The organism is Archangium sp. Cb G35, from assembly GCF_001896145.1.
Lineage (GTDB): Bacteria > Myxococcota > Myxococcia > Myxococcales > Myxococcaceae > Archangium > Archangium violaceum.
On record NZ_MPOI01000009.1, the window covers coordinates 346,348 to 362,476 of the forward strand.

Annotated in this window: 13 protein-coding genes; 8 read left to right on the forward strand and 5 right to left on the reverse strand. The window is 69.4% G+C overall.

Annotated elements, in window-relative coordinates; translation table 11 throughout:
- Window positions 1–65: 65 nt before the first annotated feature.
- The 5 genes from BO221_RS27735 (at window position 66) to BO221_RS27755 (ending at window position 8,375) form a co-directional block, all read left to right on the forward strand.
- Window positions 66–1,241, forward strand: coding sequence for a DnaJ C-terminal domain-containing protein (locus BO221_RS27735; protein ID WP_073563517.1), 1,176 nt, complete (start codon window positions 66–68; stop codon window positions 1,239–1,241).
- 111 nt (window positions 1,242–1,352) lie between these two features.
- A complete protein-coding gene (locus tag BO221_RS27740) occupies window positions 1,353–2,078 on the forward strand; it encodes a HEAT repeat domain-containing protein (protein ID WP_073563518.1) in 726 nt (241 codons plus the stop codon).
- 238 nt (window positions 2,079–2,316) lie between these two features.
- Window positions 2,317–3,996: an ATP-binding protein gene (locus tag BO221_RS27745; protein ID WP_369865709.1), complete on the forward strand. Its 1,680-nt coding sequence runs from the start codon at window positions 2,317–2,319 to the stop codon at window positions 3,994–3,996.
- 76 nt (window positions 3,997–4,072) lie between these two features.
- The gene (argS, locus tag BO221_RS27750; protein ID WP_073563520.1) at window positions 4,073–5,791 is read left to right on the forward strand and encodes an arginine--tRNA ligase; all 1,719 of its coding nucleotides are present in this window, start codon (window positions 4,073–4,075) and stop codon (window positions 5,789–5,791) included.
- A 31-nt stretch (window positions 5,792–5,822) separates the two neighbouring features.
- Window positions 5,823–8,375, forward strand: coding sequence for a 1-acyl-sn-glycerol-3-phosphate acyltransferase (locus BO221_RS27755; RefSeq protein ID WP_073563521.1), 2,553 nt, complete (start codon window positions 5,823–5,825; stop codon window positions 8,373–8,375).
- A gap of 4 nt (window positions 8,376–8,379) precedes the next feature.
- On the opposite strand, the gene BO221_RS27760 is transcribed toward BO221_RS27755, so the two are convergent.
- The 3 genes from BO221_RS27760 to BO221_RS27770 are packed head-to-tail and all read right to left on the reverse strand — an operon-like array spanning window position 8,380 to window position 11,366.
- On the reverse strand, window positions 8,380–8,814 hold the full coding sequence (locus tag BO221_RS27760; RefSeq protein WP_073563735.1) for an Ig-like domain-containing protein: 435 nt from the start codon (window positions 8,812–8,814) through the stop codon (window positions 8,380–8,382).
- On the reverse strand, window positions 8,814–9,989 hold the full coding sequence (locus BO221_RS27765; RefSeq protein WP_073563522.1) for a cytochrome c3 family protein: 1,176 nt from the start codon (window positions 9,987–9,989) through the stop codon (window positions 8,814–8,816). Before BO221_RS27765 ends, BO221_RS27760 begins: the two co-directional genes overlap by 1 nt.
- Window positions 9,990–11,366: a hypothetical protein gene (locus BO221_RS27770; RefSeq protein WP_198956202.1), complete on the reverse strand. Its 1,377-nt coding sequence runs from the start codon at window positions 11,364–11,366 to the stop codon at window positions 9,990–9,992.
- Window positions 11,367–11,492: 126 nt separating this feature from the next.
- On the opposite strand from BO221_RS27770, the gene BO221_RS27775 reads away from it, so the two are divergent.
- The 3 genes from BO221_RS27775 to BO221_RS27785 are packed head-to-tail and all read left to right on the forward strand — an operon-like array spanning window position 11,493 to window position 13,875.
- Window positions 11,493–12,650, forward strand: a complete 1,158-nt coding sequence (locus BO221_RS27775) for a type II CAAX endopeptidase family protein (RefSeq protein ID WP_083681426.1) — start codon at window positions 11,493–11,495, stop codon at window positions 12,648–12,650.
- Window positions 12,651–12,701: 51 nt separating this feature from the next.
- Window positions 12,702–13,487, forward strand: a complete 786-nt coding sequence (locus BO221_RS27780) for a HipA family kinase (protein ID WP_073563739.1) — start codon at window positions 12,702–12,704, stop codon at window positions 13,485–13,487.
- The gene (locus tag BO221_RS27785) at window positions 13,465–13,875 is read left to right on the forward strand and encodes a DUF3037 domain-containing protein (protein ID WP_073563524.1); all 411 of its coding nucleotides are present in this window, start codon (window positions 13,465–13,467) and stop codon (window positions 13,873–13,875) included. The genes BO221_RS27780 and BO221_RS27785 overlap by 23 nt, the downstream gene beginning before the upstream one ends.
- A gap of 184 nt (window positions 13,876–14,059) precedes the next feature.
- Here the strand turns inward: BO221_RS27785 and BO221_RS27790 are convergent, their stop codons facing one another.
- Both BO221_RS27790 and BO221_RS27795 read right to left on the reverse strand, forming a co-directional pair.
- Complete coding sequence (locus tag BO221_RS27790; RefSeq protein ID WP_073563525.1) at window positions 14,060–14,275, reverse strand: DUF5818 domain-containing protein; 216 nt, start codon at window positions 14,273–14,275, stop codon at window positions 14,060–14,062.
- Window positions 14,272–16,122, reverse strand: a complete 1,851-nt coding sequence (locus BO221_RS27795) for a S8 family serine peptidase (protein ID WP_073563526.1) — start codon at window positions 16,120–16,122, stop codon at window positions 14,272–14,274. Before BO221_RS27795 ends, BO221_RS27790 begins: the two co-directional genes overlap by 4 nt.
- Window positions 16,123–16,129 lie beyond the last annotated feature (7 nt).

Here is a 16,129-nt window from a genome sequence, read left to right on the forward strand (position 1 = left end):
CATGCCTTGCTGGCGATCGCCGCATGGCAGGTTACGTTGTTGCTGTTTCGGAGGGCGGTAACCCCATGGCGGACGACTACTACCAGATTCTCGGCGTGTCCCGGACGGCCTCAGCCGACGAAATCAAGAAGGCCTTCCGCAAGCTCGCCCGCAAGTATCACCCGGACGTCAACCCGGGCGACAAGGCGGCCGAGGAGAAGTTCAAGCAGCTCAACGCGGCCTTCGAGGTGCTCTCGGACGAGCGCAAGCGCAAGCTGTACGACGAGTTCGGCGACGAGGCGGCCCAGTTCGGCTTCGACGAGAAGAAGGCCACCCAGTACCGCGCCTACAAGGCCGCCCAGGCCTCCGGCGGCGGCATGCCCTTCGGCGGCGGGGGCGGCGGCGTGGACTTCGACCTGGGCGACATCCTCGGCGACATCTTCAACCGCTCGGGCGGAGGCGGCGGCGGCGTGGACTTCGGCGAGGTGTTCGGACGCGCCGGGGGCGGCCGGGCCGCCGGTCCCACCCCGGGCGGGGACATCACCGCCACCCTCACCCTCAGCTTCAACGAGGCCCTCACCGGCGTCGAGCGCAGCATCTCGCTCCAGCGCCCCGGCCGCTGCCAGCGCTGCCAGGGCGCGGGCCAGGTGGGGACTCCCTCCACGTGCTCCACCTGCGGAGGGACCGGACGGATGCGCCGCAGCGGCGTGCTGGGCATGAACACCAGCGGCACCTGCCCCACCTGCCGGGGCTCCGGCCGCGCCGCTCCCCCCTGCCCTTCCTGCCAGGGCTCGGGCGTGGTGGACGAGACGGCCCGGCTCACCGTGAAGATCCCCGCCGGCGTCCACACCGGTTCCAAGGTGCGGCTGGCCGGCCAGGGCGCCGCGGGCTCGCGCGGGGGTCCTGCAGGGGACCTCTACATCGAGACGATCGTCTCCGAGCACCCCCTGGTGCGCCGCGAGGGTGACGACCTCTACATGGACCTGCCCGTCACCGTCTCCGAGGCCATGCTGGGCGCCGAGGTCCGCGTCCCCACCTTCCAGGGCGAGGTGACCGTGAAGGTCCCGGAGGGCTCCCAGTCCGGCCGCCGCATGCGCCTGCGCGGCCGGGGTGCCCCCTCCCTCAAGGGGGGACCCGCGGGAGACCTCTACCTCACACTCCAGGTCAAGGTGCCCGAGCACCCCTCCACCGAGGCCCGCAAGGCCGCCGAGGCCCTCGCCCGCGCCTACCAGGGTGATGTCCGGGGCTCCCTGCAGCTCTAGTCACATCTCGAATCAACGGCCGGTCACTGGCCATCCAAGCTTCTTGCGTTAGCTTGCGCCGCGTCCTACACGGCGCCCAAGAACTCACATCACCCTCGGAGCCTCTTTCTCATGGGCATCTTCGATTTCCTCGGCGGCTCCGGCCCCGAAAAAGCCCTCAAGCTCAAGTCCAAGGTGACCCAGAAGTACGGGGACCCCACCACCCGCCAGAAGGCCCTCCAGCAGCTCGGGGAGATGCGAATCCCCGAGGCCGTCAGCGTCCTGCTGCACCGCTACACCATCACCGTGGAGCCCCTCACCACGGACGCCGACGAGAAGGAGCACGTCTTCGAGCTCATCAAGAGCTTCGACAAGGACGCCGTGGCCCCCGTCACCGAGTTCCTGCGCAAGAACGAGCAGGCCACCTCCTGGGCGCTGCGCATCCTCGAGTCGCTGCTGCCCGAGCCCGAGGTCGTCAGCATCATCGTGGACTCGCTCAACGCCCTGAGCGCCCAGTACATGCGCGACCCCGAGAAGAAGGTCGTCCTGCTCCACTACGTCACCGGCAAGCAGGATCCGCGCATCGCCCCCGCCGTGCTCCCCCACCTCGACGACATGGCGGACGAGGTGAAGATCGCCGCCCTCAAGGCGCTCGGTTCCCAGAAGCACGAGCCGGCGCGCGAGCCCATCCTCCGCCTCCTGACCGCCAACGACACCGCGCGCCGCGTGCAGACGGCCGCCCTGGCCTCGCTCCAGGAGAGCGGCTTCGGCGTCCAGGGCTACCGCGAGAAGGTGGAGGCCGTGATGAACGAGCCCTACTACCTCGACGGCAGCGGCCTCGTGCAGCGCCGCGGCTGATCGCCGGGCCCGGCGGACGAACCGTCCAGAATCCCACGGGTGGGGCGCCCTCCACCCGTCCTGATGTCACCTATCCGACATGGCAATTGTCCTGCGGTCGTCCCCTGTTCCGAGAGGGCTCGGGGAAGGGTTCCCACCCCGGCTCCGGGTGGCGCAGGATCGGCCCAAGTGGTGATCGCGCCGCCCTCACCCGTGAACGGGGATGGACGCGCCACCCCCTGGTTGCCGAGGTAGCTCCGTGCCGAAGAAGAAGGTTCCGCATCTGGCAGAGATCGTCACCCTCCGTCCCGAGGTGAAGAAGCCCCGGCGGATGGTCAAGCCCCAGCCCCCCGTGGATGGCGAGGCCGCCGAGCGCGCCCTCGTGGAGATGGCCCAGCACATCTCCTCCAGCGCCGGCCCCACCGAGGCCCTCCGCTCACAACTGCAGATCATCCACGGCCTCATGCAGGCCAAGGCCTGCTACGTGGCCCGCTTCGAGCCCTCGCGCAACCATCTCCACGTGGAGCACGTGCGCGGCCGCTACGACGACCGCATCACCGCCGCCACCCCCGATCAGGGCGTGGTCGGCCGCGCCTTCGCCGAGAAGTCCATCCAGCGCGACGAGGAGACCCTCGCCGTGCCGCTCGACAGCCCCCATGGCGTCAGCGGCGTGCTCGCCATCCTCGCGCCCCGCCGCGCCGTCTCCGACTCCATGCTGATGGCGCTCGCCGGCCAGCTCTCCGCCGCCTACGAGGTGGCCCGCCTGCGCGACGACAGCGCCCGGCGCAACAAGGACCTCCAGACGGCCATCGCCGGCCTCAAGGCCCTCGAGCAGAGCCGCGACGAGCTGCTCGGCAACGTCTCGCACGACATGAAGAACCCCCTCACCACCCTCAAGGCCTACCTGGCCATGATGGGGCGTGAGAAGCTCGGGCCCATCTCCGACGCCCAGCGCCGCGCGGTCCAGGTGTGCGACCGCAGCGCCGACCGCATGCTGCGCATGGTGAACGATCTGCTGCTCATGTCCCGCCTCCAGGCCGGGAAGATGCAGCTCAACCAGCGCCCCTTCGGCCTCAAGGCCGTGGCCGAGGAAGTCCTCCGCACCCTCACCCCCATGGCCGAGCAGGCCAAGGTGCAGCTCACCCTGCCCCCCTGCGGCGAGGTCTTCGTCCGCGGCGACCGCGAGCGCATCGCCGAGGCCATCCAGAACCTCGTGGAGAGCGGCATCCACCGCTGCGAGGCCGATGACACCGTGGAGCTGCGAGTCTCCGTCGAGGACGGGCTCGCCCTGCTCACCGTGAAGGACTCCGGCCCGGGCATCGGCAACGAGGACCTGGAGCACGTCTTCGATCCCTTCTACCGCCCGGAAACCACCCGCGGTCAGGGCCGCAGCCTCGGCCTGCCCCTGGTGGCGAAGATCCTCGCGCTGCACGGCGGCCGTGTGGAGGCCTCCAGCACGCTGGGTGAAGGCTCCACCTTCCAGATGGTGCTGCCCATGTTCGCCGGCGCCGTCAGCACCCCCGAGAGCGCCCAGGCCGGCCCCCGCGCCGGTGGCATCCTCCTCGTCGAGGACGACGCCGACTGCCGCGAGGTGCTCCAGCAGGTGCTCGAGCAGGAGGGCTACCGGGTGATGTCCACCTCGGGCGCCGCCGAGGCCCGCTCCATCCTCTCGCACATCCGCCCGGCCATGGTGCTGTTGGACCTGCGCCTCAGCGAGGAGGACGGACGCTCCGTGCTGCGCTTCATCCGCGGCACCGAGTCCCTCGCGGACGTGGCCGTCTACATCATCTCCGGCGCCAGCGAGGTCTCCACCCTCGGCGCCGGCCAGGGCCTGGACCGCATCGACGGATTTTTCGAGAAGCCACTGCAATTGCCGCGGCTGCTCGACACCGTGGCCGCCGTGGTCCGCCCCAGCCGCCGCAACCCCGCCGTCACCTGAAAGGGAATTCCGGCCCGATGCGTTGACAGAAGGTGCGCGGAATACGCCCCGTTTCGCTTAGTATCCGCGCGATCCAATGAATCCTTCCGTCTACTCCCGCTATCGGACTGCCTTCGTCGAGGCGCTCGCCCAGGCCCTGGGCGTCCCCGCCTCCGAGCTCGAATCCCAGGTGAAGCCGGCCGACCCGGCTCACGGTGACTTCTCCTTCCCCACCTTCCCCCTGGCCAAGGCCCAGAAGAAGGCCCCTCCCGCCATCGCCGCCTCGCTGGCCCAGAGCATCAAGGTCCCGGGCCTCGAGGTGGTGGCCACCGGCCCCTACGTCAACGCGAAGTTCGCGCTGATGCCCTTCACCTCCGAGGTGCTCGACGCGGTGCGCTCGCAGGGAGCGCGCTACGGCGGCGGGGACGTGGGCGCCGGCAAGACGGTGGTCATCGACTACTCGTCGCCCAACATCGCCAAGCCCATCGCCTTCCACCACATCCGCTCCACCGTCATCGGCCACAGCGTGGCCAACCTGCACCGGGCGCTCGGCTACAAGGTCGAGGGCATCAACTACCTGGGCGACTGGGGCAAGCAGTTCGGCCTGGTGGCCGTGGGCTTCCAGGAGTACGGCGACCCCGCGAAGCGCCAGGACATGGCCCACCTCGTGGAGGTGTACATCAAGGCCAACAAGCGCGCGGAGGCCGAGCCCGCCTTCGACGAGCGCGCCCGCGACTTCTTCCGGCGCATGGAGGCCAATGACACCGAGGCGCTCGCACTCTGGAAGGAGTTCCGCGAGACGTCCCTGCGCGACTTCGAGCGCATCTACGCCCGGCTCGGCGTGAAGTTCGAGCACATGGAGGGCGAGAGCCTCTACCAGGGCAAGATGGAGCCGGTGATCGAGGAGATCGCCCGCAAGCCCGGCGTCAAGGAGTCCCAGGGCGCCACCATCGTGGACCTGCCCTACGAGGAGAACGAGCCGCCCGTGCTCCTCAAGAAGAACGACGGCAGCACCCTGTACGCCACGCGTGATTTCGCGGCGGCCATCGACCGGTACGAGCGCTTCCACTTCGACAAGGCGCTGTACGTGGTGGCCACGGACCAGTCGCTGCACTTCCGGCAGCTCTTCCGGGTGCTCAAGGCCATGGGCCGCGAGTGGTCGGAGCGCATGGTGCACGTCAACTTCGGCCGCGTGCACGGCATGAGCACGCGCAAGGGCACCGTGGTGCTCCTCAGCCAGGTGCTCGACGAGGCCAAGGCCCGCGCGCTGGAGAAGGTTCTGGAGAACATCAAGGCGGGGAAGATCCACACGGATGACCCCGAGGGGCTGGCCGAGCAGATCGGCATGGGCGCCATCTTCTTCGGCGACCTGAAGAACCGCCGGACCACGGACTACACCTTCGACTGGGATGACGTGCTCACCTTCGAGGGCCACTCCGGTGCCTACCTCCAGTACGCCCACGCGCGCACCTGCAACGTCCTGCGCAAGGGTGGCGGGGTGCCGGCCTCTTATGACGTGTCACTGCTCACCCTGCCGGAAGAGCAGGCCGTGCTGCGCGCCATCGCCCGGCTGCCCGTGGTGGTGCAGGAGGCCGCCGAGCAGCTCGAGCCGAGCTACGTCGCGCGGTGGCTGCTGGACCTAGCCGCCGATTTCAGCCGCTACTACACGCTGGGCAACCAGGATCGCACCAAGCGCATCGTGCTCGATGACAACGAGCCCGTGAAGGCCGCGCGGCTCGCGCTGACGGATGCGACCCGTGCAGCCCTGGCCTCCGGCCTGAGGCTGCTGGGTATCGCTACTCCCGAGAACATGTAACGAGGCACGCGTGGAAAAAGGGGGCCCGCACGTGGAAACCGCATTGACACCCGCTGTCAGTCACAGTGAGGCGTTGAAGGAAGAGTTCGGTCCCATCTCCCGGATATTGGGGGAGCGGTACTTCGACGGGGTGCGGTTCCCCGCCGAGGCCGAGGACGAATTGCGCGCCCTCCACGCCAAGGGGTTCGTGGTGCACGTCATGCGCACCACGGCGTGGATCAACTTCCTCTACCTGGCCTGGGCCATGGTGCGCCGGGCCCTGCCCCCCGTGCGGGCGGTGGTGAACCTGCGGCCCTGGTTCACCCGCCCCTTCCGCAAGACGGCCCAGCGTGGCGACTTCGACGTGCGCTTCACCTACGCCCGGCGCCACGCCGGCAGCGGCCTCATCTTCCTCAAGAAGACGGCCCTGCTGAGCGCCGCGGGCAAGGACATCGAGGAGAACCCCTTCCCCGCCCTGGTCGCCATGGCGCGCAAGAGCGACAAGACCATCTTCCTGGTCCCCGAGCTCTTCGTCTGGGAGAAGCGCACCTCGAGCATCAAGCCGAGCGTCCTGGATCACGTCTTCGGCAGCCCGGACGCGCCCGGCTTCGTCCATTCGATGGTGGCGTTCTTCCGCAACTACCGCCGCGCGCAGTTCCGCGTGGGCGAGCCCATCGATCTCAAGCGCTTCATCGAGGAGAACCCGCAGGACTCGGACGAGCTCATCGCCCGCAAGGTGCGCAGCGCGCTCAACCACCACCTGGCCCGGGAGACGCGCGCCGTCTTCGGCCCGCCGGTGAAGCCGCACGAGCGCATCATCGAGGAGACGCTGCGCGACCGCACGCTGCGCAAGTCGCTCGACGCCGTGGCCGCCGAGAGCAACCGCCGGCCCGAGAGCGTCCTGCGCCAGGCCCGCCGCAACCTCCAGGCCATCGCCGGCAAGCCCAGCCCCACCACCCTGACCTTCGTCGCGCCCGCGCTCGGCTGGGTGTTCAACCGCATCTACGACGGCATCGAGGTGGACGAGGCCGGGCTCGATCGCGCCCTCAAGGCCGCCAGCAATGCGCCCCTCGTCCTGTGCCCCTCGCACAAGAGCCACGTGGACTACCTGGTGATGAGCTGGGTGCTGTGGAACCGCGGCTACGCCGTGCCCCTGGTCGCCGCGGGCGCCAACCTGTCCTTCTTCCCGCTCGGGCCCCTCCTGCGCCGCTGCGGCGCCTTCTTCCTGCGCCGCTCCTTCAAGGACGACAAGGTCTACGCCGCCTCTTTCAAGGGCTACGTGAAGAAGCTCGTGCACGACGGCGTGCACCAGGAGTTCTTCCCCGAGGGCGGCCGCTCGCGCACCGGCAAGCTGCTCCAGCCCAAGCTGGGCATGTTCACCTGGCAGCTCGAGGCCGTGCTCGAGGGCGCTCGCAACGATCTCATCTTCGTGCCCGTGTCCATCGACTACGAAAAGGTCGTGGAGTCGGGCAGCTACTCGAAGGAGCTGGCCGGCGGCGAGAAGAAGCCCGAGGACATCAAGGCCCTGCTCAGCACGCCCAAGGTGCTCGCGGCGCGTTACGGCCGCATCCACCTCACCTTCGATGAGCCCCTGTCCCTCGTGGATCTGATGAAGAGCCGCGGGCTCGACCCGGCCGTGCCCTTCACGGACGAGCAGAAGAAGGGCCTCGTGCGCGCGCTCGGCAACCGGGTGATGTACGGCATCAGCAAGGTGTCCACCGTGACGCCTCATGCGCTGGTGAGCGCGTCGCTGCTCGCCCACCGCCGGCGCGGCATGACGAGCCGCGAGATCACGGACCGCATCACCGTCCTGCGCCGCATCGCCGAGGAGGAGAAGGCACCGCTGTCCACGATGCTCAAGGACTCTCCGAGCAATCCGGAGGCGATGGGCGCCATCCAGGATGCCATGCGCACGTTCTGCTCGGACGGCATGGTGCGCACGCAGAAGGCGCACGGAGAGGTCATCTACCAGGCCGAGGACGACCGCCGCGGTGAGATGTCCTTCTACAAGAACACGCTGATGAACCTGGTGGCGGCGCGCAGCCTCGTGGCCAACGCGCTGCTGGTGGGGGCCCCGGCGCCGTTCGACGAGGTGAAGGCCCGGGCGCTGTGGCTGTCGCGGCTCTTCAAGGTGGAGTTCATCTACCGGGTGGGCGCCAGCTTCGACACCATCTTCGCGGAGGTGGTCGAGCGGCTGGTGCGCATGGGTCTGGTGATCCACCAGGGGGACACGCTGAGCGTGGCACCGGAGCCCCATGCCCGGCCGGAGCTGGAGTTCCTCGCGGACCTGCTGCGCGACTACCTGGAGGCCTACCTGATCGCCGCGCAGACGCTGCCGGAGGTGGCGGCGGGGACTGCGCAGGATCGCAAGGCCTTCGTGAAGCAGGCGATGGATGTGGGCCGGGCCGAGTACCACTCGGGGCGCATCACCGCGGCCGAGTCACTGGCCAAGGTGACGCTGGAGAACGCCGTGGCCTACCTGCTGGAGCAGCGCTACCTGGTGGAAGAGGACAAGAAGCTGAAGCTGGGGCCGGCGGCGCCCGACGTGGCGGCGAGCAAGCAGTTCGCCGAGGAGATCCGCCGCTACCTGCGCCACCAGGGCTGAGCCCTCACGGCGACGTCCGGAAGGGCACCCGCACCTCCTGCCCGAGCGGGTTCCCTTCCTGGTCCGTCAACGACGCGCGCAGCACCAGCGTGTACGCGGTGCCCGGCTTGAAGGCCCCCGTCTCCGTGCCCACGGTGACGGGATACGGCACGTCTCCCCGCTCGATGTCCTCGCCCGCGTCCGAGCCGGGGGGCACCGTCAGCTTCAACGGAATCTCCACCCGGCCCTCGAAGACGGCGATGCCCGGGCGCAGCGTGCGGACGTCCATCGTCTCGGAGAAGAGGATCTCCAGCGTGCCGGTCGCGAGCAGCGTGCCTCCGGCGCTCGGCTCGGTGGACACCACGTCGGGCGGATCCGTGTCGCGCGCGGCGAGGAAGGGATCTCCCGGCTCCAGGCACGCGGCACACCCCAGCAGCCCCATCAGCAGGAACCGGCGCATCAGCGGCACCCCTTGGCCACGAGGCTCTCCTCGGTGTGGCACTTGATACACGCCCTGTCATTGGCCGCCGCCACCCGCTTGCACGCCGCGGCGAAGCCATCCGGATGCGGATTCACCTGCCTGCGCACCGAGCGCTCCGAGTGGCAGCTCATGCACGACTCCTCGCGGTGGCAGGACACGCACTGCTGGATGTCTCGCGAGGCCACCACGCCATGGTGCTGGGGCCCGGGCGTCTCCACCCACGCGGTGTAGTCCGGATGCACCTTCACGTTGCGCGGGCGCAGCGAGCGGTCCGCGTCCATGCCCACACCCGTGCGCTCGTGGCACGAGGCGCAGAAGGACTGCATCCGGTGGCAGCTCGAGCAGCGCGTGCTGTCCTGCCGCGCCTGCACCGGGTGCAGGGTGATGAAATCGTTGGGGTGCACCGACAACGGCTTCTGCAGCGCGTCGTGGCACGTCTGGCAATAGGACTCGGCGTGGCAGGACATGCACGTCTGCCGATCCACCGACGCGCGGTTGCCGTGGGTGAACTCGTAGCGAGGCCCGTGGTCCAGGCCCAGCGGGTTGCCCTGCATCGGCCGCAGCACGCCCGAGGGGAACGAGAGCTGCAACCGCCCCGAGGGCTCCGCCGGGTGACAGCTCTTGCACTGCTTCGTGGCCACGTTGCCGTCATGGCACTCGAAGCAGGAGGCCATCTTCGGCAGCTGCTGCCGCGTGGCGAGCTTCACGTCCGTCATGGTCCCGTGGCACGACGTGCACTCCACCTTCTTCGCCGCGTGCACCTTGTGGCTGAAGTGCAGGTTCGCCGGGGGGACGTCCACCTTCGCCGGCGCCACGCGCACCGTGGCATCGAACCCCGGGTGGCACGTGTTGCAGGCCGACGGCGGGTCCGTCTTCGCCCCCTTCTTCGCCGCGTCGAGGTCATGGCAGGTCTCGCACTCGGCGTGGCCCGGAAGGTTGCGCTCCTTCGCCGAGTCACTGGCCGTCACGCCCTCGTGACAGGTGACGCACTCGGCGCCCCCCGCCAGGTGCTGCGCGTGATCGAACCGCAGGGGAATGTGCTGGGCCGGGTAGACGGCGAGGCTGCGCTCGCGCGAGGTGGCCGCCCAGGTGAGGCCCGCCACCACGAAGGACAGGGCAACGAGGCCCAGGGCTGTACGGAAGCGGCGCTCCATCTACAGGCTCGCCTTCAAGTCGAAGAGGAAGAACACCTTGGCGTCCCAGCGGGTGAACGGGTTCACGTTCTGCTCGAGCACCAGGGACAAACGCGCGGCCCGGGACAGCGCCTGGCTGGCCCACAGCTGCGCGCCGAAGAAGTTGCCCGCCAGCAGCGGGTTGAAGCCATCATCGATGTGCGCCGCGGACAGCCGCCCATCCAGGGTGAAGTTCCCCTGCCCGAAGCCGTACCCGGCGGTGAGATCCGCCCAGAGCTGCGAGCCTCCGAAGCCCTGCCGGTACGACAGATCCAACGCCGAGCGGAAGCGCCCCATGCGCAGCGACGCGCCCGCCGAGCCGCCCACGGTCTGGGACGGAGGCCCCCCGGGCGCCTTGGCCGCCTCCGCCAGCGCGAGGGTGCTGTTGAGCTCGGTGTGGTACAGGCTCCCCACGCCCTGCACGTAGTAGCGCAGCGGGCCTCGCGGGAAGAAGTCCACGCGCACCCGCGCCTCGTCCCGGGGAGCGAAGGCGAACCAATACCAGATGGAGTCCGCGGAGAAGACGGGCGAGAGCCGCATCGCCTCGGCGCTCACCGCCAGTTGCTCCCCGTCCCACCGCACCTGCGCGCGGGCCTGCGCGAGCCGGAGCCCCAGCACATCGAAGTCCACGCCCGCCAGCGCGCTCAGCCCGAGTCCCCGCCCATACCGCGCCTCCAGCGTCGCGCGCTCGAGGTCCGTCTTCCCCTCCACCAGCGCCCGGCGGTAGCCCAGCGACGCGGACACGCCCTTCAAGTCCTCCAGCAGCAGCTTCGCGCCGTACACCGGCTCGAGCGCCGTCAGCGTGGGATCCGCTCCGGGCACGCCCTGCTCCAGCCGCCGCGCGTCGCTCTCGCGCGTGCCGTCGGGCTGGTACACCGACGAGGACAGGAACCCCGCCCCCTTCACCCACAACCCTCCGTACACCTCCGCCCCGAGCCCCAGCGGGCTCACGTAGCGCACCCGCAGGCCATCGAAGGCCAGGATGTCCGCGGTGTCCACGTAGAGCTGCCGCCCCAGCCTGCCCTCGAAGCCGTTGCTCCCGTAGCGCACGAAGGCGTAGAGCAGGTCCGCGTCCTCCGCGCGCATCCCGTCGATCTTCGCCGCCTCGCCACGCGGCAGGCCCAGGTCCGCGAAGACGCGCAGGCTGGACTCGAAACCCACGTCCTGCCCGGTGACGAGCTCGTAGCCGTTGATCCCGAGGTACTGGACGATCCTCCGGCGCGGCAACAGCACCGGCTCGCCAGGAGACGCGTCCCTCCAGGCACGAATCTGGTAGATCTGCGCCTCGGTGCGTGCCTCGAGCTGGAACGCGGACGCCGAAGCGGTCCCCGATACCAGGAGCGCCGCCAGAGCGCCCACCTCGTTCAACCCTCGCTGCGTTCGTCCCGGGAAGCGCGCCAAAGTGGGGGCATTATAGAAGCGCCTCGTTCCAGTGCGTCGTGTTTCGAGCACGTTCCTCGCATTCCTCGCCGTTGGAGAAAGCCGTTGGAAGAAGTCAGCCCCAGCCCCCCTACACCCTCGCCGCACCTGCGCGATCCCCGCACCGTGGCCGTGGGCGCCGCAGCGGCCGTGTTCGTGGCCTTCCTGGCCTCGGGGCTGCTCGTGCAGACCCTCAACGTGGCCTTTGGCATCTGGTTCACCCAGATCTTCGTCTTCCTCGGCCTGGGCTGGTACGTGCTGCGCGCCACCGGCAGGGAGCCGGTCCGCTACACCCGCCTCGCCTTCCCGGGGCTGGTACCGGTGGCCTTCGGATTCGTGCTCGGCGTGGTCAACTTCTTCGCCATCGTCGCGCCCATCCAGTACGTCGCCCAGTCGCTGCTGCCCCCGGCGTGGCGGGAGATCTACGACGTCGCGGACATGTTCCGCGGCCAGTCCTCCCTGGAGATGGCCTTCATCGTCGTGAGCGTGACCGTGGTGGCGCCCCTCTGTGAGGAGTTCTTCTTCCGGGGCGTCTTCTTCCAGGGCCTGAGGGCTCCCGGAGGACCCGCCATGCGCGCCGTCCTCCTCTCGGCGGTCGTCTTCAGCATGTTCCACCTGGATCCGGTGGGCTTCTTCGCCCGGGTGGAGCTGGGAGTGCTGTTCGGCTGGCTGTTGGTGCGCACCGGCTCCCTCTGGCCGGCCATCCTCGCGCATACGGCCAACAACCTCGTCTCCATGGTGCTGTTCTTCTCCGCGCGCCACCTCGAGATGCCCGAGCAGCCGGGCTCCCAGGAACAGGCGAAGAGCATGCTGATGCTCGTGATCCTCGGCGGCGCGGTGCTCTGGGCGCTGCTGGCCGCCACGCGCCGCTTCCCGTCCCTGCTCGGCCCACCCCGTTCGCGCGAGGAGCTCGAGGCCCCGGAGGCCCCCGTCCCGCTGGAGCCCGCGCCCCGGCTCCTCCAGCTGGCGGTTCCCTGGATGCTCGCCGCCGTGCTGACCCTGGGCACCTACAAGGCCCTGGATCCTCTTGGCATCCAGCTGAGCCGGATCGACAGGGACTTCCCGCTGCGGAGCGTCCCGGAGGACGCACCGGACGTGCTGCACGCCGAGCGCAAGGCCCTGTACGAGCTCCGGGTCCAGGCCCGGCGGGGCGAGATCCCGCTCGGGGAGTACGCCCAGGAGCGAGCGAGGCAGTCCAAACAAAAGAAGACCGATGTCCGTTGACCGGGTATGCCTCCTCTCCCCCTGGGAGAGGGCTGGGGTGAGGGTCCACGCGTGAAAAAAATCACCGCGACACGCTATGTCACACCGCTGCGCGAGGGCGGCTCGGTGCCCGCCATCGTCGAGGCCGAGGACTCGGGGATGTACGTCCTGAAGTTCCGGGGAGCGGGCCAGGGAATCAAGGCGCTCGTGGCCGAGATCATCTCGGGCGAGCTGGCGAGGGCCCTGGGCCTGAGGATGCCGGAGCTCGTGCTGTTGGAGCTGGATCCCGCCCTGGGCCGCGCCGAGCCGGACCAGGAGATCCGCGATCTGATCAAGGCGAGCGGGGGCATCAACCTGGGTATGGACTACCTGCCGGGCTCCATCACGTTCGATCCAACGGTGGGACCGGCGCCGAAGACGGAGGAGGCCTCGGCCATCGTCTGCTTCGACGCCTACGTGACGAACGTGGACCGCACGCCGAAGAACCCGAACATGCTGAGCTGGCACAAGGCGCTGTGGCTCATCGACCACGGGGCGTCCCTGTACTTCCACCACGCGTGGGACGACTACCTGGAGCGCAGCCAGAGCCGCTTCCCAGCGGTGAAGGACCATGTGTTGCTGCCCTGGGCGTCGGCCCTGCCCGAGGCGGCGGCGGCGCTGCGCCAGCGGGTGACGGCGGACGTCATCCGGCACGTCGTCGGGTGCGTGCCCGATGCGTGGCTGGGCCCGGCGTCGGAGCCCCGCTTCACGACGGCGGCCGAGCACCGGGAGGCCTATGTCACCTACCTGCTGAAGCGCCTGGAAGCGGCGCCGGCGTTCATCGAGGAGGCGCAACGTGCCCGCGCACAGCTCGTTTGACTACGCCATCATCCGCATCGTGCCGCGCGTGGAGCGCGAGGAGTTCATCAACGCGGGTGTCATCCTCTACTGCCTCACCCACCGGTTCCTCGGTGCGCGGGTGGAGCTGGACGAGCGGCGGCTGCTGGCGCTCGCGCCGGACGCGGACGTCGAGCTGCTGAGGAGTCACCTGGAGTCGATTCCCCGGATCTGCGCGGGAGGCAAGGCGGCGGGGCCCATCGGCCAGCTGCCGCAGAAGGAGCGTTTCCACTGGCTGGTGGCGCCGCGCAGCACGATGCTCCAGACGGGACCGGTCCACGCGGGACTGTGCGAGGAGCCGGCGAAGGCGCTCGAGCACCTGATGCAGCGGATGGTACGGCCCCCTCTCCCCTCTCCCCCCGGGAGCTGATCATTAGCCACATCTGGCCTGCCCCTCATTTCTCCCTCGGAGAATCCCCTTGGAAGGAGCAAGCAACCAAGCATCTTCCAGAGGGGCGCTCCGAGGGGGAGCTGGAGATGTGACTAATGATCAGCCCCGGGAGAGGGACGGGGTGAGGGTACCCGTCCCCGTACTCCCGGCCCGGTAGCCCGGGTCAGATGAAACGGTAGGAGGCCACGTTGAACACGGGCCCCACCATGGCGGCGGTCAGCATGTCGCGGGCCACATCGCCCTCGACTTCCACGCGCTGACCGTCCTTCTTGATCTTCCGATCGCCACCGGCGAGCTGGTAGGTGCGGCCGTCATCCCCTTCCAGCACCCAGACGCCCGTCTCGATGTCGCGGAACACCACGCGCCCGGTGAGCTTCATGCCGCCGTCTCCTTGCGCAGCATGGCCCGCGCGATGATGAGGCAGATGAACGTGTTGATCACCAGCCAGGGCAGCGCGAGGAAGTGGAAGGGCATCCACGCCAGGGAGGGAGCCTTGGACCAGGCGGCGTAGGCGAGGAAGCCCGCGAAGCCCAGGGCGAGCCCGCCGATGGCGGACCGGAGCCCCTTGAACTTGATGGCCAGGAAGGACAGCAGCAGCGGGATGAGCGAGCTGTAGAAGAGCGGGTTGGCCGTCTTGCCCCGGCCGAAGATGATGCGCTGCCAGTCGGGGATGGGCAGGTACGCCGCGTCCACCACGTCGCCCGCGACCCCGGAGGCGCCACCGAACCACGAGCGCGCGAAGAACACGCCCACGGTGGCCAGCACCAGCGGCACGAGGAAGCTCGGACGGACGAGAACGTTGAGGTAACCGGGCCGCTCGCGCCCACGCATCGTCAGCAGCACCAGCGCCAGCAGGGCCAGGGCCCACCACATGGACGGCCAGCGCGAGATCCCACCCCCGAGCGCGTTCAGCGACGCCTGGGCATCCAGGAGCCCGTGCCCGTACTCCTCCGTCCAGGCCTGCTCGCCCACGCGCTTCGCTCCCGCGTAGAGGGCCTTTTCAACCTCATCCGGCCCCTTGGCGCCCTCGGCGTACAGCAGCGCGGCCACGGCGGCCACGTGCGGCGTCGCCATGCTCGTGCCCTGGTAGGCGGCGTAGACGGAACGCGACGGATCCCTCGGGTCGATGGTGTTCTGCAAGATGCCGCCCGCGTCACCCTGGCGCTTGTCGCCACCCGGGGCCGCGATGTCCAGCTCCTTGCCGTAGGACGAGTACGGGGCGCGCGAGCCACCCGGGCCCACCGCCGCCACCGCCACCGCGCCCGGGTACGCCGCGGGGAACTCCACGCGCGGACGCCCGGCGTTGCCCGCCGCGGCCACCACGGTGACGCCCTTCTTGCGCGCGTACTCCACCGCGTCCGCCATCACCTTCGAGTAGCCACCGCCACCCAGGGACATGTTGATGACGTTGGCGCCGTTGTCCGCCGCGAAGCGGATGGCCTCGGCGATGTCCGCCGACGTGCCGGAACCGAAGTGGTTCAGCACCTTCACCGGCATCAGCGTCGCCTCGAAGGCCACGCCCGCCACGCCCTGCCCGTTGTTGGTCACCTGCGCGATGGTGCCCGCCACGTGCGTGCCGTGCCCGTGGTCGTCATTGGCGTGCTCGTCGTCGTTGACGAAGTCATACCCCTTCTTGAACTTCGCTCCCTTCAGGTCCGGCACCTGCTTGAAGTCGTCGTGGTCCTCGTAGGCGATGCCCGTGTCCACCACCGCCACCACCACGCCCTTGCCCCGGCTCTCCTTCCAGGCGCTCGGCATGTGGATCATCCGGAGGTTCCACTGCTTGGGGTAGTCCGGATCGTTCGGCGTGTAGCCGTCCTTGCTGTCCTCCTCGAGCGAGGAGTCCAGGTCCATCACGGCCTGCTCACCGGGCGGGACCGAATAGAACCGCAGCGGCTCGGCGGACTCGACGGCCGGGTTCTGGAGGATGCGCGCGAGCGCCGCGTCCACGTCCTCCACGCCCTGGGCGATCGTCACGCCGGTGCGCTGACCCTCCACGGAGTTGAACTCGAGGTCGACGCCCCACTCGGCCTCCCAGGCATCGAACTCGGCCTTGGTGGTGCCGTCCTTGAAGTCCACGACGATGCCGCCGGGGGCCTCCTCGGCCAGGACGCGCCGCGAGGTGTCCACCGCCGGGGCCTCCTTGGGCGCCGTCTCCTCGGAGTCCGAGGGAGACGAGCAGGCCGCCAGGGCCAGCACCGCACTTGTCAGGATCCAACGCTTCATGAGCGCT

What these genes read in the sequence shown, in the direction of transcription:
- BO221_RS27740 (WP_073563518.1), top strand. Translation starts at nt 1,353, where the DNA reads ATGGGCATCTTCGATTTCCTCGGCGGCTCCGGCCCCGAAAAAGCCCTC.
- BO221_RS27735 (WP_073563517.1), top strand. Translation starts at nt 66, where the DNA reads ATGGCGGACGACTACTACCAGATTCTCGGCGTGTCCCGGACGGCCTCA.
- BO221_RS27760 (WP_073563735.1), bottom strand. Translation starts at nt 8,814, where the DNA reads ATGCGCCGGTTCCTGCTGATGGGGCTGCTGGGGTGTGCCGCGTGCCTG.
- BO221_RS27790 (WP_073563525.1), bottom strand. Translation starts at nt 14,275, where the DNA reads ATGAAGCTCACCGGGCGCGTGGTGTTCCGCGACATCGAGACGGGCGTC.
- BO221_RS27765 (WP_073563522.1), bottom strand. Translation starts at nt 9,989, where the DNA reads ATGGAGCGCCGCTTCCGTACAGCCCTGGGCCTCGTTGCCCTGTCCTTC.
- BO221_RS27795 (WP_073563526.1), bottom strand. Translation starts at nt 16,122, where the DNA reads ATGAAGCGTTGGATCCTGACAAGTGCGGTGCTGGCCCTGGCGGCCTGC.
- argS (WP_073563520.1), top strand. Translation starts at nt 4,073, where the DNA reads ATGAATCCTTCCGTCTACTCCCGCTATCGGACTGCCTTCGTCGAGGCG.